The organism is Desulfosoma sp., from assembly GCA_037481875.1.
Taxonomy (GTDB): domain Bacteria; phylum Desulfobacterota; class Syntrophobacteria; order Syntrophobacterales; family DSM-9756; genus Desulfosoma.
In genome coordinates, this window is record JBBFKY010000001.1 from 170,618 (window position 1) to 194,765 (window position 24,148).

At 52.5% G+C, this 24,148-nt stretch carries 26 protein-coding genes; 12 read left to right on the forward strand and 14 right to left on the reverse strand.

Annotated elements, in window-relative coordinates:
- Complete coding sequence (locus WHS46_00685) at nucleotides 1-1,014, reverse strand: PhoH family protein (GenBank protein MEJ5347190.1); 1,014 nt, start codon at nucleotides 1,012-1,014, stop codon at nucleotides 1-3.
- A 187-nt stretch (nucleotides 1,015-1,201) separates the two neighbouring features.
- On the opposite strand from WHS46_00685, the gene WHS46_00690 reads away from it, so the two are divergent.
- Both WHS46_00690 and WHS46_00695 read left to right on the forward strand, forming a co-directional pair.
- Nucleotides 1,202-1,819, forward strand: a complete 618-nt coding sequence (locus WHS46_00690) for a CvpA family protein (protein MEJ5347191.1) — start codon at nucleotides 1,202-1,204, stop codon at nucleotides 1,817-1,819.
- Nucleotides 1,785-2,576 (forward strand): MazG nucleotide pyrophosphohydrolase domain-containing protein, encoded by a 792-nt coding sequence (locus WHS46_00695; protein ID MEJ5347192.1) that lies wholly within the window; start codon nucleotides 1,785-1,787, stop codon nucleotides 2,574-2,576. Before WHS46_00690 ends, WHS46_00695 begins: the two co-directional genes overlap by 35 nt.
- Here WHS46_00695 and WHS46_00700 read toward each other — a convergent pair.
- Complete coding sequence (locus tag WHS46_00700) at nucleotides 2,477-3,256, reverse strand: hypothetical protein (GenBank protein ID MEJ5347193.1); 780 nt, start codon at nucleotides 3,254-3,256, stop codon at nucleotides 2,477-2,479. The genes WHS46_00695 and WHS46_00700 overlap by 100 nt on opposite strands.
- Before the next feature lie 52 nt (nucleotides 3,257-3,308).
- Between WHS46_00700 and WHS46_00705 the strand changes: the two genes are divergently transcribed.
- Together WHS46_00705 and WHS46_00710 are read left to right on the forward strand one after the other, a co-directional pair.
- Nucleotides 3,309-3,710, forward strand: coding sequence for a DnaJ family domain-containing protein (locus WHS46_00705; GenBank protein MEJ5347194.1), 402 nt, complete (start codon nucleotides 3,309-3,311; stop codon nucleotides 3,708-3,710).
- Nucleotides 3,707-4,942 carry a DUF1343 domain-containing protein gene (locus WHS46_00710; GenBank protein MEJ5347195.1) on the forward strand — a complete coding sequence of 412 codons (1,236 nt, stop codon included), beginning with the start codon at nucleotides 3,707-3,709 and terminating at the stop codon, nucleotides 4,940-4,942. Before WHS46_00705 ends, WHS46_00710 begins: the two co-directional genes overlap by 4 nt.
- Here the strand turns inward: WHS46_00710 and nadE are convergent.
- Nucleotides 4,931-6,394: an NAD(+) synthase gene (gene nadE / locus WHS46_00715; GenBank protein MEJ5347196.1), complete on the reverse strand. Its 1,464-nt coding sequence runs from the start codon at nucleotides 6,392-6,394 to the stop codon at nucleotides 4,931-4,933. The genes WHS46_00710 and nadE overlap by 12 nt on opposite strands.
- 27 nt (nucleotides 6,395-6,421) lie before the next feature.
- Entirely contained in the window at nucleotides 6,422-7,087 is a 666-nt protein-coding gene (gene lepB, locus WHS46_00720) for a signal peptidase I (GenBank protein ID MEJ5347197.1), read from the reverse strand.
- A 127-nt stretch (nucleotides 7,088-7,214) separates the two neighbouring features.
- Between lepB and pilM the strand changes: the two genes are divergently transcribed.
- From pilM to WHS46_00745, 5 genes are all read left to right on the forward strand, one after another.
- Nucleotides 7,215-8,270, forward strand: a complete 1,056-nt coding sequence (gene pilM, locus WHS46_00725; GenBank protein ID MEJ5347198.1) for a type IV pilus assembly protein PilM — start codon at nucleotides 7,215-7,217, stop codon at nucleotides 8,268-8,270.
- Complete coding sequence (locus WHS46_00730; GenBank protein MEJ5347199.1) at nucleotides 8,267-8,920, forward strand: PilN domain-containing protein; 654 nt, start codon at nucleotides 8,267-8,269, stop codon at nucleotides 8,918-8,920. Before pilM ends, WHS46_00730 begins: the two co-directional genes overlap by 4 nt.
- A gap of 15 nt (nucleotides 8,921-8,935) precedes the next feature.
- Nucleotides 8,936-9,547 (forward strand): type 4a pilus biogenesis protein PilO, encoded by a 612-nt coding sequence (gene pilO / locus WHS46_00735; GenBank protein MEJ5347200.1) that lies wholly within the window; start codon nucleotides 8,936-8,938, stop codon nucleotides 9,545-9,547.
- A 90-nt stretch (nucleotides 9,548-9,637) separates the two neighbouring features.
- Nucleotides 9,638-11,434, forward strand: a complete 1,797-nt coding sequence (gene pilQ, locus WHS46_00740) for a type IV pilus secretin PilQ (protein ID MEJ5347201.1) — start codon at nucleotides 9,638-9,640, stop codon at nucleotides 11,432-11,434.
- Between the two features lie 35 nt (nucleotides 11,435-11,469).
- A complete protein-coding gene (locus WHS46_00745) occupies nucleotides 11,470-12,168 on the forward strand; it encodes a L,D-transpeptidase (protein ID MEJ5347202.1) in 699 nt (232 codons plus the stop codon).
- 29 nt (nucleotides 12,169-12,197) lie between these two features.
- On the opposite strand, the gene WHS46_00750 is transcribed toward WHS46_00745, so the two are convergent.
- Nucleotides 12,198-12,593, reverse strand: a complete 396-nt coding sequence (locus tag WHS46_00750; protein MEJ5347203.1) for a hypothetical protein — start codon at nucleotides 12,591-12,593, stop codon at nucleotides 12,198-12,200.
- 193 nt (nucleotides 12,594-12,786) lie between these two features.
- Between WHS46_00750 and WHS46_00755 the strand changes: the two genes are divergently transcribed.
- Both WHS46_00755 and WHS46_00760 read left to right on the forward strand, forming a co-directional pair.
- On the forward strand, nucleotides 12,787-13,383 hold the full coding sequence (locus WHS46_00755; GenBank protein ID MEJ5347204.1) for a 2-oxoacid:acceptor oxidoreductase family protein: 597 nt from the start codon (nucleotides 12,787-12,789) through the stop codon (nucleotides 13,381-13,383).
- Nucleotides 13,384-13,431: 48 nt separating this feature from the next.
- A complete protein-coding gene (locus WHS46_00760; GenBank protein MEJ5347205.1) occupies nucleotides 13,432-13,719 on the forward strand; it encodes a 4Fe-4S binding protein in 288 nt (95 codons plus the stop codon).
- Nucleotides 13,720-13,726: 7 nt separating this feature from the next.
- On the opposite strand, the gene WHS46_00765 is transcribed toward WHS46_00760, so the two are convergent.
- Nucleotides 13,727-14,488, reverse strand: a complete 762-nt coding sequence (locus tag WHS46_00765) for a methyltransferase domain-containing protein (protein ID MEJ5347206.1) — start codon at nucleotides 14,486-14,488, stop codon at nucleotides 13,727-13,729.
- Between the two features lie 100 nt (nucleotides 14,489-14,588).
- On the opposite strand from WHS46_00765, the gene WHS46_00770 reads away from it, so the two are divergent.
- Nucleotides 14,589-14,876 carry an antibiotic biosynthesis monooxygenase gene (locus WHS46_00770; GenBank protein ID MEJ5347207.1) on the forward strand — a complete coding sequence of 96 codons (288 nt, stop codon included), beginning with the start codon at nucleotides 14,589-14,591 and terminating at the stop codon, nucleotides 14,874-14,876.
- On the opposite strand, the gene WHS46_00775 is transcribed toward WHS46_00770, so the two are convergent.
- The 8 genes from WHS46_00775 to ftsH are packed head-to-tail and all read right to left on the reverse strand — an operon-like array spanning nucleotide 14,867 to nucleotide 24,029.
- On the reverse strand, nucleotides 14,867-15,433 hold the full coding sequence (locus WHS46_00775) for an epoxyqueuosine reductase QueH (protein ID MEJ5347208.1): 567 nt from the start codon (nucleotides 15,431-15,433) through the stop codon (nucleotides 14,867-14,869). The genes WHS46_00770 and WHS46_00775 overlap by 10 nt on opposite strands.
- Before the next feature lie 18 nt (nucleotides 15,434-15,451).
- On the reverse strand, nucleotides 15,452-16,930 hold the full coding sequence (locus tag WHS46_00780; protein MEJ5347209.1) for a Mur ligase family protein: 1,479 nt from the start codon (nucleotides 16,928-16,930) through the stop codon (nucleotides 15,452-15,454).
- A 23-nt stretch (nucleotides 16,931-16,953) separates the two neighbouring features.
- Nucleotides 16,954-18,033: a serine hydrolase domain-containing protein gene (locus WHS46_00785; GenBank protein MEJ5347210.1), complete on the reverse strand. Its 1,080-nt coding sequence runs from the start codon at nucleotides 18,031-18,033 to the stop codon at nucleotides 16,954-16,956.
- Nucleotides 18,030-18,968: an LD-carboxypeptidase gene (locus WHS46_00790; GenBank protein ID MEJ5347211.1), complete on the reverse strand. Its 939-nt coding sequence runs from the start codon at nucleotides 18,966-18,968 to the stop codon at nucleotides 18,030-18,032. Before WHS46_00790 ends, WHS46_00785 begins: the two co-directional genes overlap by 4 nt.
- Before the next feature lie 4 nt (nucleotides 18,969-18,972).
- Nucleotides 18,973-19,743 (reverse strand): type III pantothenate kinase, encoded by a 771-nt coding sequence (locus WHS46_00795; GenBank protein MEJ5347212.1) that lies wholly within the window; start codon nucleotides 19,741-19,743, stop codon nucleotides 18,973-18,975.
- Between the two features lie 24 nt (nucleotides 19,744-19,767).
- On the reverse strand, nucleotides 19,768-21,138 hold the full coding sequence (glmM, locus tag WHS46_00800) for a phosphoglucosamine mutase (protein ID MEJ5347213.1): 1,371 nt from the start codon (nucleotides 21,136-21,138) through the stop codon (nucleotides 19,768-19,770).
- Between the two features lie 21 nt (nucleotides 21,139-21,159).
- Nucleotides 21,160-22,041, reverse strand: a complete 882-nt coding sequence (folP, locus tag WHS46_00805) for a dihydropteroate synthase (GenBank protein MEJ5347214.1) — start codon at nucleotides 22,039-22,041, stop codon at nucleotides 21,160-21,162.
- The gene (gene ftsH, locus WHS46_00810) at nucleotides 22,038-24,029 is read right to left on the reverse strand and encodes an ATP-dependent zinc metalloprotease FtsH (protein MEJ5347215.1); all 1,992 of its coding nucleotides are present in this window, start codon (nucleotides 24,027-24,029) and stop codon (nucleotides 22,038-22,040) included. The genes folP and ftsH overlap by 4 nt, the downstream gene beginning before the upstream one ends.
- Nucleotides 24,030-24,148 lie beyond the last annotated feature (119 nt).

Here is a 24,148-nt window from a genome sequence, read left to right on the forward strand (position 1 = left end):
CTACCGATGATCGTTGGTTTTTCTCGACGGAGTTCTGGGCTCGGCATTTTCGTAGGCTTCGATGATGTCCTGGACGAGCCGGTGGCGGACCACATCCACGTGGGAGAAGAAAATGAAGCGAAGGCCTCGAATGCCCTGCAGAATCTCCATGGCTTCGATGAGGCCGGACGGTTTGTTTTCAGGTAGATCGATTTGGGTGACATCCCCGGTGATCACCGCTTTGGAACCCAAGCCGAGGCGTGTCAAAAACATCTTCATCTGTTCACTGGTGGTGTTCTGAGCTTCATCCAAAATGACGAAAGCCTCGTTCAAAGTACGACCCCGCATAAAGGCCAACGGCGCCACTTCGATCGCACCACGAGACAGGAGTTTGGAAGCCTTTTCGAAGTCCATCATGTCGTGCAGCGCATCGTAGAGGGGTCGCAAGTAAGGGTTGACCTTTTCGGCCAAATCCCCGGGAAGAAACCCTAATTTTTCACCGGCTTCCACGGCGGGTCTCACCAAAATGATGCGGCGCACCTGGTCTGCCATAAGGGCCGAGACCGCCATAGCCATAGCCAGATAAGTCTTACCTGTCCCGGCAGGTCCAATGCCAAAGACAATGTCGTGGGTGCGAATCGCCTCGATGTATTCTTTCTGTTTCAGGCTTTTGGGCGTGATAACCCGCTTGCTGGAGGTGACGAACACTTTGTCCAGAAAGATGTCTTCCAGGCGACTGTGGGGGTTGTCGCTTAGAATTCTGACGGCGTAGAGCACGTCGGAGGCATAAAGAGGGTACCCTTTGCGGAGCAGGGCTTCCAGTTCGTCGAGCACTCGTTGCGCCAGGGCTACATGAGACTTTTCCCCGGAAATGGTCACGTGGGTTCCTCGCACATGGAGCCGCACGTCCAACTGTTTTTCGATGATTTTCAGATGGCTGTTGCGTTCCCCCGCAAGGTCCTGAAGCAGAGACGGATCGCCGAAAATTTTGGTTTCTGAGCTGCCGACGGAGTTTTGAATTCGGGAAGTCAACAAAGAATGTTCCTTTCCTCAAAACGTGATGCGTGGAGATTCCATCGCACTTGTGAGATAGCATTCACGGAAGGATCTGACAATGACTTCTTGAAGTCTACGCCTTCGGAAAACCCATTGAAGCCTCTATGCGAAATCGACTATGGTTCTGGCGATGGCGGCATGATTGTCCGTCAGGCGTGGAGAAAAAGTGTGGTGGGATATGGAAACCATGGCTTTGCTGGATTGGATTCTCATTCTTGTCCTCGGTTTGTCTTTACTGCGAGGGTTGTGGCGCGGCGCGATTTCCCAAATCTTTGGCATTATGGGCTTTGTTGCAGGCTTTTTCTTGGCCCAACGTTTCGGGCCCGGTTTGGGAGCGCGGCTGGCGGCTGTTTTTCCGTCACTTCCTCACCCTGCCTTCATAGCAGCCGCCCTTTTGTTCGTGCTCACATGGTTTCTTGTGGCTCTTACCGGAGCCTGGATATCCCGAGGGCTTCGCGGCGGAGGTGTGGGAGGAACCGATCGACTGCTTGGAGGTGCTCTGGGCTTGGTCAAGGGAGGCTTAGGTGTGCTGGTGCTGGTATGGGCTATGGCTTTTCTGTTCCCTCCGGACCATCACCTTTTGAAAGACTCTCGACTTCTCCCCTATGCTCAGGCAGCTAGCCGGTTCTTGATTGAAGCGGCACCCAAGAGCTTTCGAGAGCGGATGAATGACATGTCCGGGAAGGTGCCAAAACTGTCCCCTGAAAAGGATGCTAAGACGCCGGAATCAAAGATGGAGTTAAAAAACCGTGGAGAAAACCGGGATAACCCAAGCAAACTGTGACCCCAATAACCGTTGGGATAAAGTAAGACACCTTTGGAAGATCATCGATCGCCTTCGAGGTGAAAACGGCTGCCCATGGGATCGGCAGCAAACCCCGGAGACGGTGCAAACGTACTTGATTGAAGAAGCCCATGAGGCGGCTGCAGCCATTCGAGCCGGGGCTGTGGACGAAGCTGCCGACGAGCTTGGAGACCTTCTCTTCATGGTCCTTTTCATGATCCATCTCTATGAGGAAGCCGGACAATGCACCCTCGAAACCGTCTGTGACCGAATTGCAGAAAAGATGATTCGAAGGCATCCTCATGTTTTCGGAAACACGTCTGTAAGGACCGCTGAAGATGTTCGATCCAACTGGGAAAAAATCAAGGAAAAGGAAAAAAAGGAACGTCCCGCCTTAGGGCTTGGTGTCCCTGATACTTTACCGGCACTTGTTCGAGCTTCACGGCTGCTTTCCAGAGTTGAGAGCCCGAAACTTTTCGGCTTGCCTGAGAGCCGCCAGGAATCCCTTCTTTCCGAAGCCGTCGCTCACCTGACCGAAAGTCAGGGAGCTGACAAGGCTCAGGTTTCCCTATGGGTAGCCCGCAGCTTTCTTGCGCTCGTGGCTCTGGCCAGAAGGCACGGCGTTCGCCCTGAAGACTGCCTGCACGCCTACCTGAATCAGGTGGAACGCGAGGCTTTCAGGCAAGATTCATGCGGAACGGAAACCTCTTTGAATTCAAAGGGACCTTCCCATAGCAAGGCATCAATCACCGCATGACACGAACAACTGGTGGCGACGAGATAGGAACCGGGAGCGGATTCAATGAGCCGAAGGGCTTCCCTGAGGTGGCCGCCTGTGTAACCGCCAACGCCCGGGGCTAATTGACGGCTTTGAATGACCACGGTGCGGAGGGAGGGTATGGAAAGATTCTGAAGGGTCTGATAGAGTTTCTTCGGTCGAGGTTTCTTGGTGATGGTGCAGTGGTCTTCAGGTTCCGGGCAATCATCGGGGCAGCGGAACGTGGCATGGCTGGCGTAAATTGTTCCCGAGGGAGTGCGATGGGGATGAGGCACAAGGGGCTCTACAGCTACAGCCGAAGGTACGGGCAGACGATGGGCTACCCCCGTTTTGCCAAGCTCCATCAAAATCCAGCCGTAGGCCACATGAGTCGGAACGGCGGGAATGATCCATTGGTCATCGCTCAGGTTCTGGTTGGAAAGAAAAACAAAAACGTCGCCGTAAACTTTCATCACGTGGTTTTGTTCGGGAAGAGACATCAAACGTTGGCGGTCACCGTCTACGACCACAGCGTGTGTGCTGTCGTCGATAAGCAGGCGTTCTATGGCAAGACGACCGAACCGACCTGCACCCAGAATCCACAACCACGGTTTCCCTTTGTGATTTTCAGGGAAAGGTTCTTCTGCAGGCCATATGTGTTCCGATCGCCAATGAACCATTTTAGTCACCTCCAGGTATCAAGCCCAAAATGCCGCCGCAAAGGGGCACACCATGAGCAACCTTTTTAGCATCTTTGAAAAGATCGCGGAACAAAGGATTCAGGAGGCTATGGAACGCGGGGAATTTGACAATCTTCCCGGTGCCGGAAAACCTTTGTCCCTGGAAGATGACAGTCATCTACCAGCGGACTTGCGTATCGCTTATAAGATCCTCAAAAACGCCGACTGCCTTCCTCCCGAACTGGAATTGCGGAAAGAAATCCGGACCACAGAAGAGTTACTGGCGGGGATTCAAGACACTCAGGAAAAATACCGTCAGATGAAGAAACTCAATTATCTGATCTTGAAGCTCAATACCATGCGTCGCGTCTCGCCCATGCTGGAAGAACACCAGGTCTATTACCCCAAAGTTCTGGAGCGCTTGGCCCGAGACAAGGACAAAAAAGACACATGAAGGCGTTGGGACCGAAGACTGTATCGTGCCGATTCGGCTGTGACGTCCTTTTGGAAAATCCTCCTCGTTGGGTTTTTGAAAAACGGCTTGGGATCTTGAGTAACCAGGCGTCGGTGACGGCCGATTTCGTCCATGTGGTGGATGCTCTGGCATCCCGAGGCGCCCGCTTAAGCGCTTTGTTTTCTCCACAGCATGGATTTTTTGCGGAAAAGCAAGCCAATATGGTGGAATCCCATCATAGCAGCCACAAACTCTACGAGGTGCCCATCTTTAGTCTGTACGGGGAGACTCGACAGCCCACCGAGGCCATGCTGGATGCCATTGACGTTCTGATCGTGGACCTGCAGGACGTGGGCACTCGCGTTTACACTTACGGCACGACGGTGGGGCTCTGTGTGGAAGCGCTTTGCCATCGTTCCATACCCATGGTGGTGCTGGATCGGCCTAATCCGATCGGGGGGACTCGCGTGGAGGGCAACCTGGTGCATTCCGATTATCGATCTTTTGTAGGCCGCTATCCTTTTCCCATGCGTCATGGGCTGACGATGGGAGAACTGGCCTTGTGGGTAGCTCAAAGCCAAGGTTGTACCGATATGGTGAAAGTCGTTCCGGTGCAGAATTGGGCACGAGAGGACCTTTGGCCCGCGACAGGGCGACCCTGGATTTTTCCATCTCCCAACATGCCTTCGTGGGAAACGGCCTTGCTCTATCCCGGCATGGTTTTGTTGGAAGGCACCAATCTCAGCGAAGGACGGGGAACCACCCTGCCGTTTCAACTGGTGGGCGCGCCCTACCTGGATCCGGATAGAGTGAGAGAACAAATGGATCCTCTGGCGCTGGAGGGCCTCGTGCTTCGTTACGTAGAGTTTGAGCCGACTTTTGACAAGTGGAAGGGGGAGAAATGTCGGGGCTTTCATCTGCACATCACGGACCCCCAGGTTTTTTGCCCCTATCGGTTCGGCCTGGCTTTTCTGCAAGCCGTTTTTCGAGTTCACCGAAAATCCTTTCAATGGTTGCCGCCTCCCTATGAATACGAGACGCGGCATCTGCCCATCGACATCCTTACAGGAGATTCCAAAATTCGTAAGCTACTGGAAGATGGAATACCGATTTTATCTTTGGAACAGACATGGATCGAGGAATTGCGTGACTACGAAGCCAAGAGGCGGAAAGTTCTGCTTTATGGAAAGGGACCTAACGGCCACCCATGTTTAGATTGGTCAACTTTCTAAAGTAAGCAGAACCGCTTCGGCCACTTCCCTCATGGATTTTCGCGTATCCATGCTCTTTTTCTGAAGCCAGCGATAAGCTTCTTCGCCGCTTAAATGTAAGCGTGATATGAGAATGTCCTTTGCCTTTTCGATGATTTTGCGTTTTTCCAATTCTTCTTGAATGATTTTGGTTTTGACCATCAGCTCCGTGTTTTCGATGGCTACCGCGGCCTGATTCGCCACAGCGGTGAGAAGGTTTGTCTCCAATGCGGTGAAACGATGCGGGTGAGAGGTATAACAGTTGATGACCCCAATAACGCGGTCTTTCACACGCATGGGAATGCTGATCATGGATACCAGACCGAGACGCCTTGCCAGTTCCTTTTCTTTGAAGTAGGGATCTTCTAGAACATTGAGGGCCACGTGGGGTTTGTTTTCAACCACCACCTTGCCCACCACTCCTTCACCCACCTTAAGCACGCGGTCTTTGACATACTCAGGGTTGATGGCCTGCGTGGCGCGAAGCCTTAACACACGTTCGTGCTCATCCAAAAGCCACAGCGAACAAACACTGGAATTCATGACCTCAGCGGTGACCATGACGATCAGCCGAAGAATGTCTTCAAGGTACTGATCCGAAGTGATCGCCCTGCTTATGACTGTCAAGGCCTCGACACTCTTATCCACTGGACTAGGCTCCCCCGCCCCCGTAGGGGATTCCGTTTCAGGGGAGATTGTCCAATCTTGCTGAAGAAATCGCAGTGGGGGGCGTCTTTTGTGCGCTGTTTGCGCACGAAGCTCTTCAATGCGTTTTCGAACGCTCTGCGGCACCGAACGTTCCCGCCCGCTTAGAAAGCTATCAAGCTGCTTATAAGTGAAGCCCAATTCGCCTTCGTCCGTTTGTCCGGGCCACAACCCGGCAGAAGGCGGTTTGGAAAGAATGGACCTGGGAAGTTTCAGTTCACGAGCCAGTTTTTGGACGTCTTTTTTTAGCAGATGAACGATGGGCAGAATATCTGCGGCTCCATCGCCGTACTTGGTGAAATAACCTACCTCCCACTCACTGCGATTACTGGTGCCCATGACCAAATAGTTCCGTTCGGCAGCCTTATGATAAAGCACCGCCATGCGTAGTCGTGCCTTGAGGTTTCCCAGGAGTTTAGGATCTTGGGATCCAAGTGTCTGGGCCAGTTGATCGAAGACCTTTGTCAGGTTGATTTCTTCGCAGCACAGGTTCAGATGTCGGCAGACGTTTCGTGCGTCCTCAAGGTCTTCGGGAAGGGTATGGCAGGGAAGAAGAAGGCCGAGCACTTGGTCTCCCAGGGCTTTTTTCGCCAAGGCCGCACAGACGGCGGAGTCGATGCCACCACTTATGCCGAGGACGACGCCTTGCGCCGGCGCGTTTCGAACACTTTCTTCGATCCACGCAACGAGCTGCGCTAAAGTATCGGTCTGATTTTCTTCCTGCCTCATGGAGAAGACCCTCATTGCAGGGTGATTCTAGCGGACAAGATGTCCCAATCGATTCCAACGGACGAAAAATCCCTTTGGATCCAAGGTCCACTGCCCATCCTTGTTCCAAGACCAGTAGATCACGAAGGCTTTGCCCTTGACCGCTTCGGCATTCACAAAGCCCCAAAAACGACTGTCATAGCTTTCGTCTCGATTGTCCCCCAGAACGAAGAAACTACGTTCGGGAACAACAATCGGCCCGAGATTGTCGCGCGGACTTAAAGCCGCCGGGAGCACTCTCGTGTCCGTGAAGCGAGCGTAAGGCTCATCCAAACGTTTTTCGTTGATAAAAACGGTTTTGTCCTTTATGAGGACAATATCCCCAGGTGATCCGATAACGCGTTTAATGAAATCTTTACTCGGATCCTGCGGGTACTTGAAAACGATGATATCCCCACGGCGGGGATGATCCCACTCCACGAGGTTTTTGTCCATCAAGGGCAGCTTGATGCCGTAACGAAACTTGCTCACGAGGATATGGTCTCCGATGAGCAGAGTGGTCATCATGGAACCCGAAGGAATCTTAAAAGCTTGCACGACGAAAGCCCTAATGAAAAGAGCCAGAAGCACCGCGATCAGGATGGCTTCAGTGTATTCACGAAGGGTGCTCTTTTTTTGGGCTCTTGACGATTCTGATTTAGAAAAAAAACTCAACCTCGCCTCCAATTGTGCCGATAACCCACATAGAGTTTCTTTCTGTTTGTGTGTTGGAAAGGCTTGATGGTAAATAACAAAAAACGGTGAGTGTCAACGCCAAAGTGTACAGGGGGCCGCGAGGCGCATGTTCCGAAAACGAAAAGATCTGGTCGGCGTCGATGTGGGGTCGTATGCGGTCAAGATGGTGCAGATCAGTGAGGGGAAAACCGGGCATAAACTGGAAAATCTGGGCATGGCCCTGGTGCCCCACGAAGCCGTCCTGGAAGGGCGTATTGAAAGGCCCGAAATTGTTGCAGACATTCTGCGAAAATTGGCCAAGAATCTGAAAATCAAGCCGGGTCCCATTGCTGCTTCTGTATCGGGCTATGAGGTCATGATCAGGAAGATTGAAATGCCTACCATGACAGAACAAGAACTGAGCGCTCGGCTTCGCCAAGAAATCGCCCAGTATGTGCCCTATCAATTGGACGAAGTGAATGTGGATTACGAGATTCTGGATGTGTCCAAGGGGCGTGCCAAGTTTATGGATGTGCTTCTCGTGGCGGCCAAAAAGGAGGCTGTGGCGTCCTATGCGAGCATGCTACGCACGGCCGGGTTTGAGCCCGTGATCATTGATGTGGACTATTTTGCCCTAAGTAATGCCTTTGAAGCGACCTACGGGGTTTTTGCGGAAGAAAACATAGCCTTGATGGATATTGGGGCTTCCAAGACCACCATGACCATTGTCCAGACGGGACGGCCCCTTTTTACCAGGGACATGACCTTCGGCGGCCACAGTATGACTCACCGAATCGCCACGGAGCTTGAAATTCCGTTGGAAAACGCCGAGAGAATCAAGTTGGGGCTTGGCGCGGACAGTGTGGATCGAACCCGTCTTGAAAAAGCCTTTGTGGAAACGTTGACCGAATGGACGACGGATATCAAAAGGGCCCTGGACTTTTTCTTCACACATATTCCCGAAGCCAAATTGCACAAGCTTTTCCTTAGCGGTGGGTCGGCGAGAATTCCCGGCCTGGAAAAATTCCTGGAAGCCGAACTCGGTATTCCCACCCAGGTATGCAATCCCTTGCAGCATCTTGAGGTGGATGCGGGACGTTTTGATCAGGCATATCTGGAACAGATCGGCCCTCAGATGACCATCGGCCTCGGACTCGCACTCAGGAGAGCAGGGGACAAATGATCCGCATCAACCTTCTGCCTGCGGAAAAAAAGCCGGTTCGAAGCACCGCACGTCAATACCTTCTCCTTTATGTCTTGTGTGTGGCTGTGACGGGGGCGGCTATCGGTTTCGTGTGGTACAATCAAGCAGGAAATATTGAAAAGTTGCAACGCCGAGAATCGGAACTCAAGGCGGAAGCCGCCAAGTACGCCAAATACGAAAAAGTTCTTCAAGACCTCACAAAACAAAAAGAACTTATTCAGAAGAAAAAGGAAGTCATTCAAGGCCTCGAAAGGGACAGGGACAAGATGGCTCGAGTCCTTGCCCTTTTAAGCCTGTGGGTCCCCGCGGACAAAGTCTGGTTTGAGACGGTCACCGTCACCGGTGATAAGGTCGATGTGGCTGGGATCGCTCTAAGCGACGAGAGCGTTGCGGAATTTATGAGAAACCTCGAGCAATCTCCCTTTGTAGTGCGCGGCAGCGTCATTTTGGCCTATTCAAAGCAGACGTCCTTGGGAGACCGAAAGCTCAGGGATTATCGGTTGACCTGGTCTCTGGTTCCCTATTCTCGCGTCAAGGAATCCTTGGCGCAAAAAGACCAAGGACAGGGAAGCGCGGAATCCCCAGGGACGTCTCCTCAGCCGACGCCACAGGAAAAACCTCAAGGCTGACCCTCGGAGGCGGGCATGAAAAAGATCTCTCTTCCCATAGAGGCCATTGAGGCGAAGGTTGACGAACTGCCTGTGGTCCAGCGGATCCTGGTGCTCGTTATCACGGTGTTGGTTCTGGCGGCGGCCTTTTATTATTTCAAATACGATCCTCAACAAAAGCAGATTCAGCAACTTCGCTCCAGTATTCAAAGCCAGGAGACACGAATCGCCACGTTAAAGAAATACGCTGCAGAAGCCGAAAAATTGACACAAGAAGTGCAAAAAGCCGAGGAAGAACTCGCCGCCATGCTCAAACTGCTTCCCGACCAGAGAGAGATTCCGGCGCTGCTGGAGACCGTGTCCCAAATCGGGGCCCAGGAGGGACTGGAAAATTTACTGTTTCAGCCTCTTCCCGAAGTCCCTCATGAATTTCACGCAACGATACCGGTGCGCTTAGATCTGGTGGGGCGCTACCATCAACTGGGGTTGTTTCTGGACAGGATCAGTCGTTTGGGGCGCATTATTCAGGTGGACAATTTGGCCTTGAAAAGGCGCAGCGATTCCTCGGTGCAGGTTTCGTGTAACTTTGCAACGTACCGCTTCTTAGAGGAACATGAAAGAAAGAAGCCGGAACCCAAGAAGAAATGATTGCGAGGAAGGCGAAGCGATTCCAGGTCAACTTAAATCAAAGAGCGCAGAACAGATCGGGTGGAGACACAAAAAACAGGACGGGAGATCATGAAGCTTTGGAATTGGCCCAAAATTCTCATCGCGAGCGCCACGGCGTCGATGGCGGTCACCGTGCTCCTGATGTCCTGGGCGGTGGCACAAGCTCCGCCGGCCGAGGGCCGTGTGAAGGTCTTCGGGGTTCAAGCCAAAGATTTTCCTGACCGCACAGAGGTCATGGTGATCACGGACAGGCCTCCTTTTCAGTACCGAGCCTTGCGGCAGGGGGACAGAAGTTTTCAAATTATTATGCAGGGAGTGGTCACCTCGCTGGGATCAGGCTCCGTGCCCACAGCGTCTAAGCGCGTCGGTTCCATGAGAGTGACAATGGACGATTTGGGGAGTTTTACGATTTTCGGCCGGATGGCTTCGGAAATCGAAAGGCTGGAAAGTTCCGCCGAAGAAGGCCGTTTGGTGGTCCGCGTGTATCCTCGAGAGGGCCGAGAAACAAGATCGTTGGAAGCATCTCCCGGTCTGGTTCCTAAAGAACGAGAAACCATCTCCACCAAGGATCTCAAAGAGCCCTCGGATTTCACCCCTAACATGGCTAAACCCGAACCAGGTGAAGCGATCGTCGGGAAAAGTTATCAAGGCAAACCTATCAGCCTGGATCTGCAAGATGCGGACTTGACCAATGTGCTCAGGCTTTTGGCCGATGTAAGCGGCATGAATATTGTCGTGGAGCCCGATGTGAGCGGCAAGGTGACCCTGAAGGTGGAAAACATTCCATGGGACCAGGTTTTGGATATGGTCTTGATGATGAACCGACTGGGTCGTGAAGAAGTAGGCGGCGTCATACGCATCGCCAAGGAGGACAAGCTCAAGCAGGAGATGAGAGAGCGGGAGGAACGCATCAAGGCGGAACAGCAATTGTTGAAAGCGAAAAAGGATTTGGGGGACTTGGACACGGCTTACCTCCAGATCAACTATTCCGATCCAAGTGAGATTGCTGCCAAGATTTCCGAAATCAAGAGTGCGGACGGGAAGATCAGTGTCGATCAGCGCACGGGAACGATCTTGTACACCGATTATCCAGCCCGCATTGCTGCAGCTAAGGGGATTATCAGACGTCTTGACATACCTACGAAACAAGTGCTTATAGAAGCGCGGATCGTGCAGCTGAGCACCAAGGCCTCAAGGGATTTGGGCGTGCAGTGGGGATTTTCTTTGAACAAAACGACGGATCATCAGATCAATACGAGCTACGCCGTGAACCATCCTGTTTCCGGGTCATCCACAGCGAGCCTCGCGATCGGAAAACTTGTGGGTACCACCCTGTGGAACTTAGATGTACGTCTTCTCGCGGCAGAACAAGCGGGAAAAGGAAAAATCATTTCGGCTCCTCGCGTTTTGACCATGAACCACGTGAAAGCCACCATCTCTCAAGGCACCCAGATTCCTTATCAGGCCCAGAGCGAAGACGGCATTTCAACCGAGTTTAAAGATGCGACCTTGGAACTTGCCGTCACGCCTCACGTGACCGCGGATGGGCGAGTTCGGCTGCAGATTCAGGCGAAAAAAGAGGCTCCCAATTACGCTCTGGTGATTCCGGGTCAGCCCCCGGCCATCGATAGCCGCAAGGTGGACACGGAACTCCTTGTGGATGACGGCGCGACGGTGGTCATTGGAGGCATCATGGAAGAAAGCGAATCCGATTCGGAGAGCCGAACGCCCGGCGTGCACAAGGTACCAGTGCTGGGTCATTTGTTTAAGTCCAAGTCTGTGAGTACGGAAAAGAACGAACTGTTGATTTTTATCAACCCGCAGATTGTCGATCTTCCCAGAGGCACGGTTCAAGCCGGATCCTAGAGAAACACGGGAACGGAAGGAGTAGGCCGGTTACGATGAAACGAGTGGGTTTGCGGATGCGCTGTGCCATGACGACTCGCCATGGTTTCTGGATGGTTCTGGTATGGATGACTCTGGTGGCGGTTGGATGCACGCTACAAGGTCCGTCACCCCAAAGTCAAATGCAGAGCAAGGGCCTTCAAGGACTGGATAAAGCGGCCGAGGAGCGGTATCGGCCTTTTGAGGATCTTAAACCTGTCCGCATTGACTACCTTAGACCCGCTGAAGAAGTGGAATTTGCGGAGCTTTTTGTCTACAAGGAAAAAAGGCGTCTGTATGTTATGGACGGCGATGTGCTTGTGCGCAATTATCCCATAGGTTTGGGCAAGAACCCAAAAGGGGATAAGAAATGCGAAGGGGACGGAAGAACTCCGGAAGGAAGCTTTTTTATCTGTTTTAAAAACCCTCGAAGCCGGTTTTTTAAATCACTTGCTTTGTCCTACCCCACGCAGCGGCATGCCGAACAGGCTTTCGCAGCGGGTTTGATTTCGCCTACCCAGTACCGAGACATCATTTTGGCTTTGGACCGACTGTTGCAACCGCCGTGGGACACGCCCCTTGGAGGAGCCATTTACATTCACGGCGGAGGAGCCCATGGAGATTGGACAGACGGATGCATCGCGCTTTATAATAGTGATGTGGAGGAATTGTATGTCATGGCCGATCGGGGCACACGTGTCCATGTGCGCCCCTAAGGCTTCGTTGTTGAGAAATCGCGCCGCTTTCAGCGCCACCAGCGACGGCGTTCTTCCCATTCTCGAAAAGCCTTGGCGACCACCAAGTCAGCAAAACGGGGATTTCCTAAGTAGTTCCGGTTTGTCTTTAAGAAATCTTCCTTGAGGTCTTGAAAGGCGCGGTCTTTTTCGTTTTCATCGATAAAATGCCGGGCTTTCTGATGCCGATAGAGGAGCGGATTGCCGTTTTCTCGCACAAATTCTTCCACGAGATCTTTATCAGGGTTGAGTTTTTCCAGAATGTTGGGGGTTAAGGGGATGGGGATTTCCATCATGGCTTCCACGTACCAACGGTCTCCCGCCAGTTTTCTGGATCGATCGTAGATGCGCAACTCTAGGTTGTTGGGCAAGGTCAATGTTTCCACGGGGTCCTGTTTCGCGCTCATTGTTTCGCCTCCTTGTCCATGGCTTGTGCGGGATCTCATTTACAGGAAGCCCCTGCCTTGTGACAAGGACCAAGAGCATCTGGACATTTGGCAGACATTGACCTGATGCCGGAAAGAGGGTAAGAGAACGCGTCATGCTGGAAAAGGCTTTAAGGGTGGATTTAACTGAAAGAGGGACGTCGAGGGCTCAAGGATGACGAAAAGGAAATACATTCAGGTGCGCTGGCATGGTCGAGGTGGTCAAGGTGCCGTTACAGCCGCCATGATTCTTGCCGAAGCGGCCTTTGAGGAAGGCTACCAAGGGGTGACAGCGGCTCCTTTTTTCGGAGCCGAAAGACGAGGGGCGCCTGTCATTGCCACCAATCGTTTTTCCTGGAAACCGATTCGCACTTATTCCTTGGTAGTCCAGCCGGACATCGTGGTTGTCTTGGACGAAACCCTGTTAGACGTGGTGGATGTGAGCGCGGGCCTTACATCAGATGGGTTAATTGTCATCAATACGGCCAGGCCTCCTGAAGAGTTTCATTTCAGAGAAACTTTCACGGTGGCCACAACCAATGCCACGGCCTGTGCCAAGGAAGCGGGACTTGTTGTTTCAGGCGCGGTCATTTCCAACACGGCCATCTTAGGCGGATTTTCCCGAGCTTCCGGATTGGTGAGCCTACAAAGCTTGGAAAAAGCTCTAGGGTATCACTTTCACGGGGACGCCCTGGAACGCAATCGCCAAGGGGCTCGCCTGGCTTACGAAAGAACAAGGATTCTTGGAGAATGTCGCTTGGAGTGCGCCTAGAGCGTTGCCCTTGAAATGTTTCTTTTATTTGAAAGGATGGAAATAGGCATGGTGGAGCCTAGAAAAGACCCGTTTACTTATACCCATTCTTCGGCCTGTGAGGGCGAAGGAGGACGGACGGGAGATTGGCGATCGGAAAAACCCGTCATCGATCCGGAAAAATGTACACCCACAAAAAACCAAAAGCCTTCGTGCTTTTTGTGTTGGCTTTATTGTCCTGAAGGGGTCATTTCACGAAGCATTCCCGTAACGATTAACTATGAGTATTGCAAGGGGTGTGGCATTTGTGCGGAGGAATGCCCGACCCGAGCCATACGCATGGAGCCTGAAGAGTAAGTGGGATTCATGAAGGCTTGCGAGCCCGAATGATTTCCCTCCACAAAGGTTCCAGCTCACAGTCTTTGCTAAGAATTTGCACATCTACAAGACCAGCGTTTTGCAGCATCCTAGAGAGCTCTTGTTCGTCAAGAGCTCCATTGACACACCACAGCCAACCTTCCGGGGTTGATCCCCATTGGGCAGGAAGAGGTCCCGTTCGGACAAGATCCGCCATCAGAAAATTTCCTGACCTTTTCAAAACCCTAAAGACCTCTTGGAGCAAAACATCCTTTTGCTCAAAAAGGTTGAAAACACCGTTCATAAGCACCACATCGAAGACTTCGTTCCCAAAAGGGACGGCTTCCGCATCGGCTCGAACCCAAAAGATGGAAGCCTTTCCAGGGCCGTGCAGGGCCTGCTCACAATCCATGAAAGCTTTGCCTTGTACCAGGGCTTCTTCGACCACATCCACATTGACCAGGAAAGAGCCATCACCGGCCCTTCCAAAAGCCAAGAAAAAGGTATCCATACCCACGCCGGAACCCAGGTTCAGGATTTTTGAACCCTCAAGATGTTTGACGGAAATCCAAGGCAGAAGATGACCACAGGGAAAAAAACGGGCCCATAAAGCGTATGGAAATCGGTGCACAAGGCGCAGGTCATAACCGAGATGACATGCCAAGTCCTTGCCTTGCACAATAGGTAGGTCTGGATCGACACCTTCCTGATAGAGCCGACGGTAAGCTTGCTGCACATAACCTTTGGTGTTTCTTGTTGATTGAGACATGTGTGTTTTGTCCACCGTTGTCAGTTCAAAGTGGGCATGCTAAATACAACTAAACAGGGTAGCGGCGCAGTGTCTCCAAGAGCATAAGGGGGAAGAGAAAATGGCTGTGCGAGTGATCATCGAACGGATTGTGGACCCTGACAAGGAACTGGTGTTACAGCACAAGCTGGTGGAACTTCGGGCCAAGGCAATGCAGAGTGGAGGGTACATCTCCGGAGAGACTCTGCGTGCCGTCAATAATCCACAAAAATTTCTCGTCATCAGCACCTGGGCCAGTTTTGATGACTGGAAAGCCTGGGAAAAAAACCCTGAACGGGAACGCCTGCAAAAAGAAATCGATGCGCTGCTTCGAGCCCCGGCAAGAGTGGAAGTGTACACTTACGCATGACGCTCTTTTGTCTTTGGAAGAAATCGATCGCGTTCGCTGTACACGCAGCCGCAGTACTGTTGCCGATAAAGGCCCATGGCGACGGCTTTTTGTTGCCCTTCCGCCCAGCCTTTTCGAAAATCTTCATAAAGAAAGGGAATCGAAAAGGCTGAGGCGGCCTGCTCACCGATATGACGCACGAGATCGTGATTCTGTCGCTTGCTGTAAAGAAGTGTCGAGGTAAAGGCATCAAAGCCGCTTTTTTTAGCCAGCCGTGCCGCTGCTTCAAGCCTTCTGCTGTAACAATACAGGCAGCGACGGTTTTCCCGAAAAGCGGTCTGCCGAAAAAATTCCTCCAGCTCATAATCCTCTCGAACAATTATTGGAACATCAAATGAAGCGCTCACCATGCGAGCCGTTTTCAGGCGTCTTTGCCACTCCTGGTAGGGCTGAATGTGGGGATTGTAGAAGTAGGCGTGCACCTTCCAGCCTTCTGAAACGAGAAAATCCAGAGGATAGATCAGACAGGGACCGCAACAGGCGTGAACCAGAATCCTTTTTGTATCTTTAGGCTTCACGGCTCTTTCCTTATTTGTTCACTGTGAGGCCTTTTCGTTTTCAGCCTTTATGTGAGCCTTTTTTCCTTGTTCTTGCAAGGCCTGGCACAGCCCTGTGGGCACTCCGTCCATACTGCCGTTGCTCATGAGAAGCACAAGATCCCCGGAACGAATGTGTTGGAGCAACCCAGGCACCACGGGTTCCCCTTCGCAAAAGAGGCGTGCAGGGATACCGCGTTCCTGGATTTTTCCAATCAGCTCTGCCGTGTCCAGCCGCTCTTCCGCTGCAATGGTGTGAAAACCTGAGGGCTCTTTTATCCCCACCCAGGATGCTTCATCAAAAGCTTCAGCATATTCGTGCTGAAAAAAACGACGTCGACTGGAATTGGTGCGAGGTTCAAAGACGGCGAGCAGGCGTTGAGGAGCATAAAATGCACGAACAGCCTGAATCGTTTCTCGAACCGCTGTGGGGTGATGTGCGAAATCATCAAGAACCACGACCCCGTTGGCCTTGTAGATCACCTCCTGACGTCTTTTCATGCCACCAAAGCCCCTGATGGCCTCTCGCACCTGTTCCATGGGAACGTTCAAAAGCCGGCAGACGGCCATGGCGGCAAGAGTGTTCAGGGCGTTATGGCGCCCTGGTAGGGAAGAGCTGAAATGATGCCGACTACCGTCCGGGGAGGTCACGGCGAAGGTAACTGAGCCATTTCGGGCAGAAACTTCTTCCAACCGCCATTGGCATTGCCTGGACGTTCCGTACGTGATCACTGTCCCAGGACAGATGGTGGCGAGTTCAGCACAACGGGGATCGTCGGCATGGATCACAAGGAACCCGTCAGGAGGAATGAGGCGGCTCAGAGCCCGAAACGTCTCCATGACATGTTCCACGTCGCGATAGATGTCTGCATGGTCAAACTCAATGCTTGTCACCACGGCAATCCATGGCTTGTAGCGAAGGAATTTGGCATGCTTGTCGAAAAAGGCGGTGTCGTATTCGTCGCCTTCCAAGATCATAAAGGGCCCTTGGCCTGTTCGGTAACTTCGACGCCAGGCTCCAACGAAACCACCCACAAAAACGGTCGGATCCAAGCCCACCTGTTCCAGAATCCAACCCAAAAGCCCCGTGGTGGTGGTTTTTCCGTGGGTGCCGCACACCACCAGGTTTTTACGGCCCGGAAAGAAAAAGAGGTCCAAAGCTTGAGGCATGGAAAGAAGAGGAAGCCCCAGTTGGGCGGCTCGCTGCACTTCCGGATTGTCTTTGCGAATCACGTTGCCAACAATAACGGCGTGCGGCTTTGCCACTTCAAGATTTCGAGGGTCCCATCCCGGCAGTATGGGAATGCTCTTTTCGGCCAAAAAGGTGCTCATGGGAGGATAGACATGGGTATCCGAGCCCAGCACGTCATATCCCTCATCTTTGAGCATGGCTGCCAGAGTGCCCATGGCGATGCCGCAGATACCCATGAAATAAAGGCTCTTAAACCGGCCTCTGTCGGCCTGCAGACTGCTTTGCATCTATATCCTCCTCCATTCGAACTCTAGAATGGTTCCTTCATGTGTAGCATTACCTCCATGACGGTATCGTGGAAAAGAGGCCGAAAGACTCGAATGCGTTCATCATGGCGGTGCGGGTGAACGCGGTTGGTCAAAAGGATGACCATGATCTCTTGATCCAGATCCATCCAAAAGGATGTTCCCGTAAACCCCAGATGCCCGACAGTGTTTGAAGAAAAGTATCGGCCTGCACTGGAGCCATGGCTGCTGGGGGTATCAAAGGCAAGGCGCCACTTATCTTGAAAGAGGGAAATTCTCTTTTGAGACCATTCCCAGACATCTCGTGCGGTGCCGAATAACCCGGCATGGCCGCTGACACCTTGAAGGCAATAGGCGTTTTCATCATGCACTTCCCCTTGAAGCAAGCGGCCACGCCACGGGCAATATTCCGTTGCCACGCACATCTCCTTGGGATGCTTTGAAGGGGACGGACCGTGATGTGTCCCCTTCATTTCGGGAAAAGCCCCGAGTCGGCGATATCCAAGGTTCCAGGACACTTGATCAGGTCGCACAAGATCCTCAAACAACACATCCAAAGGCGAATCTGTCAACTCCTCCAAGATCCATCCCAAAAGCATATACCCCAGATCGCTGTAAAGGCGTTCGGTGCCCGGCTTGGTGATCAAGGGCTCGCATAGGACCCATTCCATGAGAGTGTCTTTACGGTGTTGCGGATGGACGTGAACAAGTTCTCGAAAGTAAGGCTTGTAGGCGGGCAGCCCAGATCGGTGGGAAAGAAGCTGTTCTATGGTTAGAGATTTCTTGTCCTTTGGAATCCGTCGTGATGGAAAAATTCGATGGAGGCAGTCGTGGCTTTTGAGGCGGCCTTCTCGGGCAAGTGTCATCACGAGCGTAGCCGTAGCCATCGGTTTGGTCAGGGAAGCCAGGTCAAACAAAGTGAATGGAGTGACGGGTTTGGCCTTGTCACCAAAAAAGGTGGTTCCCCAGCACCGTGAAAAGACTAAGGTATTTTTTCGGCTCACGAGTGCACTTGCTCCCGAAAAAACCTTTTGGGCTATGGCCGATTCTACAAGGTTCGAGAGCCTGTTTTCCAGGATTGTCATGATTCGATGAAAGGCGTTTCGGTGATTTGGAAATGCTGCGCTTTGGTGTCCAGCATGTAAAGGGCGCCGAGGGGCAGGACATGGTTCGGACGGTCGTGCCCAAAGGGCATATCCATGATTGTGGGAACGTGGCGGGCAAGCACATGCTCGCGCAAAAGGATTCGAATTTCTTCAGGATCCCCGCAGTTCACAAAGGAACCACATATGACACCTCGCACGGCATCAAAGACACCGGCATGGGCGAGATGGACCAGCATTCGGTCAATGCGGTAGGGGGCTTCGTTTTTTTCTTCCAGAAATAACAGGGCTCCCTCAAAGGTGGGGGCAAAAGGCGTTCCAAGAAGATGTGTCAAACAAGTAAGATTTCCCCCCACAAGATGGCCGCTCACTCTGCCTGGGTAGAGAACCTGATTGGCTTCAAAAGGCCATGAAAAGGGCTTGTGGCCTTGCAAAAATGCGAGAGTTTCCAAACATTCCTCAGGATTATCCGCCCATTCCAAGGCGTTGGGTCCGTGAAAAGTGATCCAGCCGGTCATGGATTCCAAGGCTGCATGAAGAAAAGACACATCACTGTAACCGAGAAAAATTTTACACATCCCATGCCAGCTGGAAAAAGGTATGCGTGTTAGCAACCGACTGCACCCGTAGCCTCCACGTAAGCAAAAAACGGCGTCAATTGCAGGATCCGTCAGAGCAACCCACAAGTCCTGGGCTCGATGAGCATCTTCCCCGGCCATATAGCGCCAATGTTCTAAAACATGGTCCCCCACCTGAACCCTGTAGCCCAGTTTTTCCAGACAGGTTTGGATACGAGGGACGACCGCTCCTGGAAAAGTTCCTGCCGGTGCGACCAAGGCAACGGTCATTCCTGGCTGCAGGCGACGCGGTTTGTGAACAGGGGCGCTGGGGACTCGGCGATAACGCTGCACAGGCATGGTGTCAGCGACGATTCCTTTCAAAGAGGATTTTCAGGCCCTTGAGGGTAAGAAAATCGTCGACTTTTTCAATGGCGGGACACTCGCTGGCTATCAAGGGAGCGAGACCTCCCGTGGCCACCACCGTAAGAGGTTTCTGAATTTCCCTTTTCATTCTAGCAATGATGCCTTCCACCAACCCTGCATACCCGTAAACGATACCGGCGTTCATGGAGGCGATGGTGTTCTTGGCAAGAATAGACTTGGGTTTGGCAAAGATTTCCACGCGAGGCAGCTTGGATGCCTTTTGGAACAGGGCTTCACAGGAAATGAGAATCCCAGGACAGATGACCCCGCCCATGTATTCCCCTCGTTCAGAGACATAATCAAATGTCGTGGCCGTACCGAAATCCACAACAATGACGGCCGAATGAAACGCTTCGTAAGCGGCGACCGCGTTGACGATGCGGTCGGCTCCCACTTCCTTGGGATTGTCATAGAGAATGGGCATGCCGGTACGAATGCCGGGACCTACCACGAGCGGCTCCGTTTGAAAGTACTTCTGGCAAAACCCTTCGATATGGTTCAGCACAGGAGGCACGACACTGGAGACAATCACATCGGTGACGACATTAAGGGACAATCCTTGAGTTTCCAGCAGGTTCTTGAGCAAAATGCCGTATTCGTCCACGGTCATGTGCACTTCCGTGCGAATGCGCCAGTCGTGAGCCAGGGTGTCCTCATCAAAAAGGCCGAGGACCGTGTTGGTGTTCCCTACATCCATGACCAGAAGCATGGAGATTTTTTCCCCTCCAGGTGTTCAAGGCAGTGTTTGGAAATGATTGCAATGTTTGTCGATAAGTGTTGCGAGATCCTCCGCCAGTTCTTCAATGAGCTGCTCGTCTCGGCCTTCGATCATGATGCGAATGACCGGTTCCGTTCCGGAAGGTCGAATCAGGCAGCGCCCTTCGTTACCCAGGAGTTTTTCCACCTGTTCCACTCGATCCGTAAACTCGGGAATCTCTCGAAGGTTTCTTTTTTGAGCGACCTTCACGTTTTTCAGAGTTTGAGGGAATCGTTCCATGACCGTTTTAAGTTCCGAAAGAGGTTTGTCGGTTTCCAGCATGACGGAAAGAACCTGCAAGGCGGAAAGAATGCCATCCCCTGTTGTGCTGTGGTCCATAAAAACGATATGTCCGGATTGTTCGCCGCCAAGATTGAGCTGGTCTTGGGTCATGCGTTCCACCACATAGCGGTCTCCAACGGCGGTGCGAACCAGTGAAATGCCCATGTTTCGCAAAGCCACTTCCAATCCCATATTGCTCATGACCGTGGCCACGACCGTTCGTTTGCAGAGTCTTCCCTTCTCCGCGAGGTGCTTGGCACAAATGGCCATCACCTGATCCCCATCGAGAACTTCGCCTTTTTCGTCGGCCAGAATGACACGATCCGCATCGCCGTCAAAGGCGATGCCGATTTGAGCTTGATGTTCTCTGACGAGACGTGCCATGGTTTGCGGATGCAAAGCTCCGCAACCGTCGTTGATGTTTTTTCCGTTAGGCCGATCTCCCGTCAGAATCACTTGGGCTCCAAGCTCTTCAAAGACGGAAGGAGCCACCTTATAGGCGGCGCCGTGGGCACAGTCGAGTACGATACGCATGCCCTCCAGAGTCTGGTTTCGAGGGAATGTGTTTTTCAGAAAGACGATGTATCGGCCTTGCGCATCGTCGATCCTTCGAGCTCGACCGATTTCCGCCACGTCAGGTCGAGGAAGCGATTCCACCTCACCGCTCAGCACGAGCCTTTCGATTTCGGTTTCCACATCATCGGGAAGCTTAAACCCCGTGTTAGCAAAGATTTTGATACCGTTATATTCGTAAGGATTATGGGATGCGGAAATGACAATGCCGGCATCGGCGCGCATGCTGGCGGTAATGAAAGCGATACCGGGGGTGGGCAAGGGTCCTAAAAGCAGCACATCTACGCCCATGGCACAGATGCCCGCCGTCATGGCGTTTTCGATCATGTATCCGGAAAGGCGTGTGTCCTTGCCGATGACGATTTTGGGTCTACGGTGTCGGCTCTTGAAGAGGTACGCCGCGCCGATTCCCACTTTCATGGCGATATCTGTGGTCATAGGATATTGATTGGCAATGCCTCGAATTCCATCTGTGCCGAAAAGTCTGTCCATGAGACAACTCCGCAAATTTTCTCAAGCTTCAGGATTTTCTATCCAAGCGCCGTTCCGTAAAGCATCGGCCATAAGCACGACGGGCCGGTGAAACGCCACGTCATGCACCCTGAGAATGTGGGCTCCTGCGGCAATGCCTAGAGTGTTCACAACGGCCGTTCCCAGCTCCCGTTCTTCCGTAGGAACGTTGAGCACACTGCCAATAAAGCGTTTTCGCGACGCTCCAAGAAGGATGGGGCGCTCCAAAACGGCCAAGGCGTCCAAATCTCGAATAAGTCGCAAATTATGGCTTACCGTTTTGCCAAAACCGATTCCGGGATCCACGATGATTTGGTTGCGATCGATACCCGCATTTGTGGCTACGGCTATGCGCTCTTCCAGAAAACGTATAATTTCAGAAAACAAAGCGTCGTAATGTGGCGACTGCTGCATGGTTTTGGGGGTGCCAAGCATGTGCATAAGGATGACAGGAACACCGAATTCGGCCGCGACGGCGCTCATCTCAGGGTCAAAGCGTAAGGCACTGACATCATTGATGAGGTCCGCACCGGCTTTGAGAGCCTGAAAGGCCACTTCAGCCTTGGTGGTGTCGATGGAGATGGGAATATCCGTATGGCTTCGAAGCTCTTCAATAACCGGAAGAACACGCCGAAGCTCTTCTTCCAAAGGCACGGGATCGGCAAAAGGCCGTGTGGACTCCCCTCCAATATCTAAAATATCTGCACCGGCGTGCACCAGCTCCAGACCGTGGGATACCGCGGCATCCCGGCTCGCCCATTTGCCGCCGTCGGAAAAGGAATCCGGCGTGACGTTGACGATGCCCATGAGCAGGGTACGCTGTCCGAGAATCCATGGGCGAGATCGCAGCCTTAGATGGAAAACTGGACGCGGTCCCAAATTCATTTGGCGTTGGCTCCAGAAGGTTTAGGACTCGATTCGGAAATAGGGGGCTCATTGGCGGGATCTTCTGTTGCAATCGAAGCCGACCTTTGCGCTTTTTCTTCGTCGGGCCGTGGCGAATTTTCTTCACCTTGACGTATCGAAGGTGAGAGCTTTTGGGTGGACGTTTCGTTCACCGAAGTCGATGGGGTCAGATCCGGTCGAAGTTCAGCGATGATCTTTTCGATATCCTGATTTTCCAGAGTCTCTTTCTCGAGTAAAGCCGCCGCCAGGGCTTCCAGCATCGCCCTATGCTTTTCTAAAAGATCTTTAGCTTTTTTATAGTTTTCCTCCACGAGTCGCCGTACTTCCTGATCTATCTGAATGGCGGTCTGCTCGCTATAGTCTCGATGGTGTTGCACGATTTCTCGACCAAGAAAGACTTGGTCTTCCATTTTTCCAAAACTCAGAGGTCCCATACGCTCGCTCATGCCCCATTCGCACACCATGCGTCGAGCCAGCTGTGTTGCCCTTTCTATATCATTGGAAGCTCCTGTTGTTTGATGGCCGAAGACGATTTCCTCGGCCGCTCGGCCGCCCATAAGAATGGCAATGGAGTTGAGCAGGTATTCTTTAGGGTAGGTGTGTCTTTCGTCTTGAGGCAACTGCTGCGTCAATCCTAAGGCTCGTCCTCGAGGGATGATGGTAACTTTGTGCACGGGATCCGTTCCGGGCAGGAGCCTGGCCACCAGGGCATGTCCTGCTTCATGGTAGGCCGTGGTCCTTTTTTCCTCTTCACTCAGAATCATGCTCTTACGTTCCAGGCCCATCATGACCTTGTCTTTGGCTTCTTCAAAGTCAGCCATCTCGATCTTGTCCTTATTTCGTCGAGCTGCCAGAAGAGCCGCTTCGTTGACAAGATTTTCAAGGTCAGCTCCAGAAAAGCCCGGGGTCCCCTTGGCCAGCGTTTTCACATCCACGTCTTCGGCAAGTGGTTTGCCTCTCAAGTGCACGGCCAAAATGCCTTCTCGGCCTCGAATGTCAGGAACAGGCACCACCACCTGCCGATCAAATCGACCGGGACGCAAAAGCGCCGGATCTAAAACGTCGGGACGGTTGGTTGCAGAAATCAAAATGACACCCTCGTTGGATTCAAAACCGTCCATTTCCACGAGCAATTGGTTGAGGGTCTGTTCCCGCTCATCATGGCCACCGCCAAGACCTGCCCCTCGATGTCGTCCCACGGCGTCGATTTCATCGATAAAAATGATGCAGGGGGCAAATTTCTTACCCTGCATGAAAAGATCTCGCACACGAGATGCCCCGACACCGACGAACATTTCCACGAAATCGGAGCCGCTGATGCTGAAAAAGGGAACGCCTGCTTCCCCGGCGATGGCTCGAGCCAAAAGGGTTTTACCCGTACCCGGAGCCCCGACCAGAAGCACGCCTTTGGGAATGCGCCCCCCAAGGCGTGTGAATTTCTTGGGATCTTTGAGGAATTCGACAATTTCCTGAAGTTCTTCTTTAGCTTCGTCGATGCCGGCCACATCCTGAAAGGTGACTTTCCGCGCATCCTCGCTCAACAGCCGGGCCCTGCTCTTTCCAAAGCTCATGGCTTTTCCGCCGCCCATCTGCATTTGGCGCATGAAAAAAATCCAAACGCCGATAAGCAGCAGCATGGGAAACCAACTAATCAAAATGGTCATGTACCAAGGGGATTCTTCCTTGGGTTTTGCTTGAATCTCAATGCCACGCTCCCTGAGAATGCGAATGAGATCAGGGTCTTGGGGTGCATAGGTGCGAAAAGGGCTTCCGTTCACATAGACACCGAGAATATGGTCTCCTTGAATGGTTACCTGTGCCACTTCCCCTTTGCGCACGGCATCCAGAAACTGACTGTAGGTGGTTTCCAGACGCGATGTCTGCGGTTGATTGAACATGTTGAAAAGCAAAATGACCATGAGGCTGATGACCAGCCACAAGGCGAGATTCTTATAAAAAGGGCTCAAGGTTTCCTCCTCTGTCGCGACCCCGCATAGCGATGGTCGCAAAGGTCGTCAAACTTCGGAATGGCCGCCCAATTCAGGCGGTATTGTCCAAATTTAACACTCTGGGCCGCCTCTGTGAA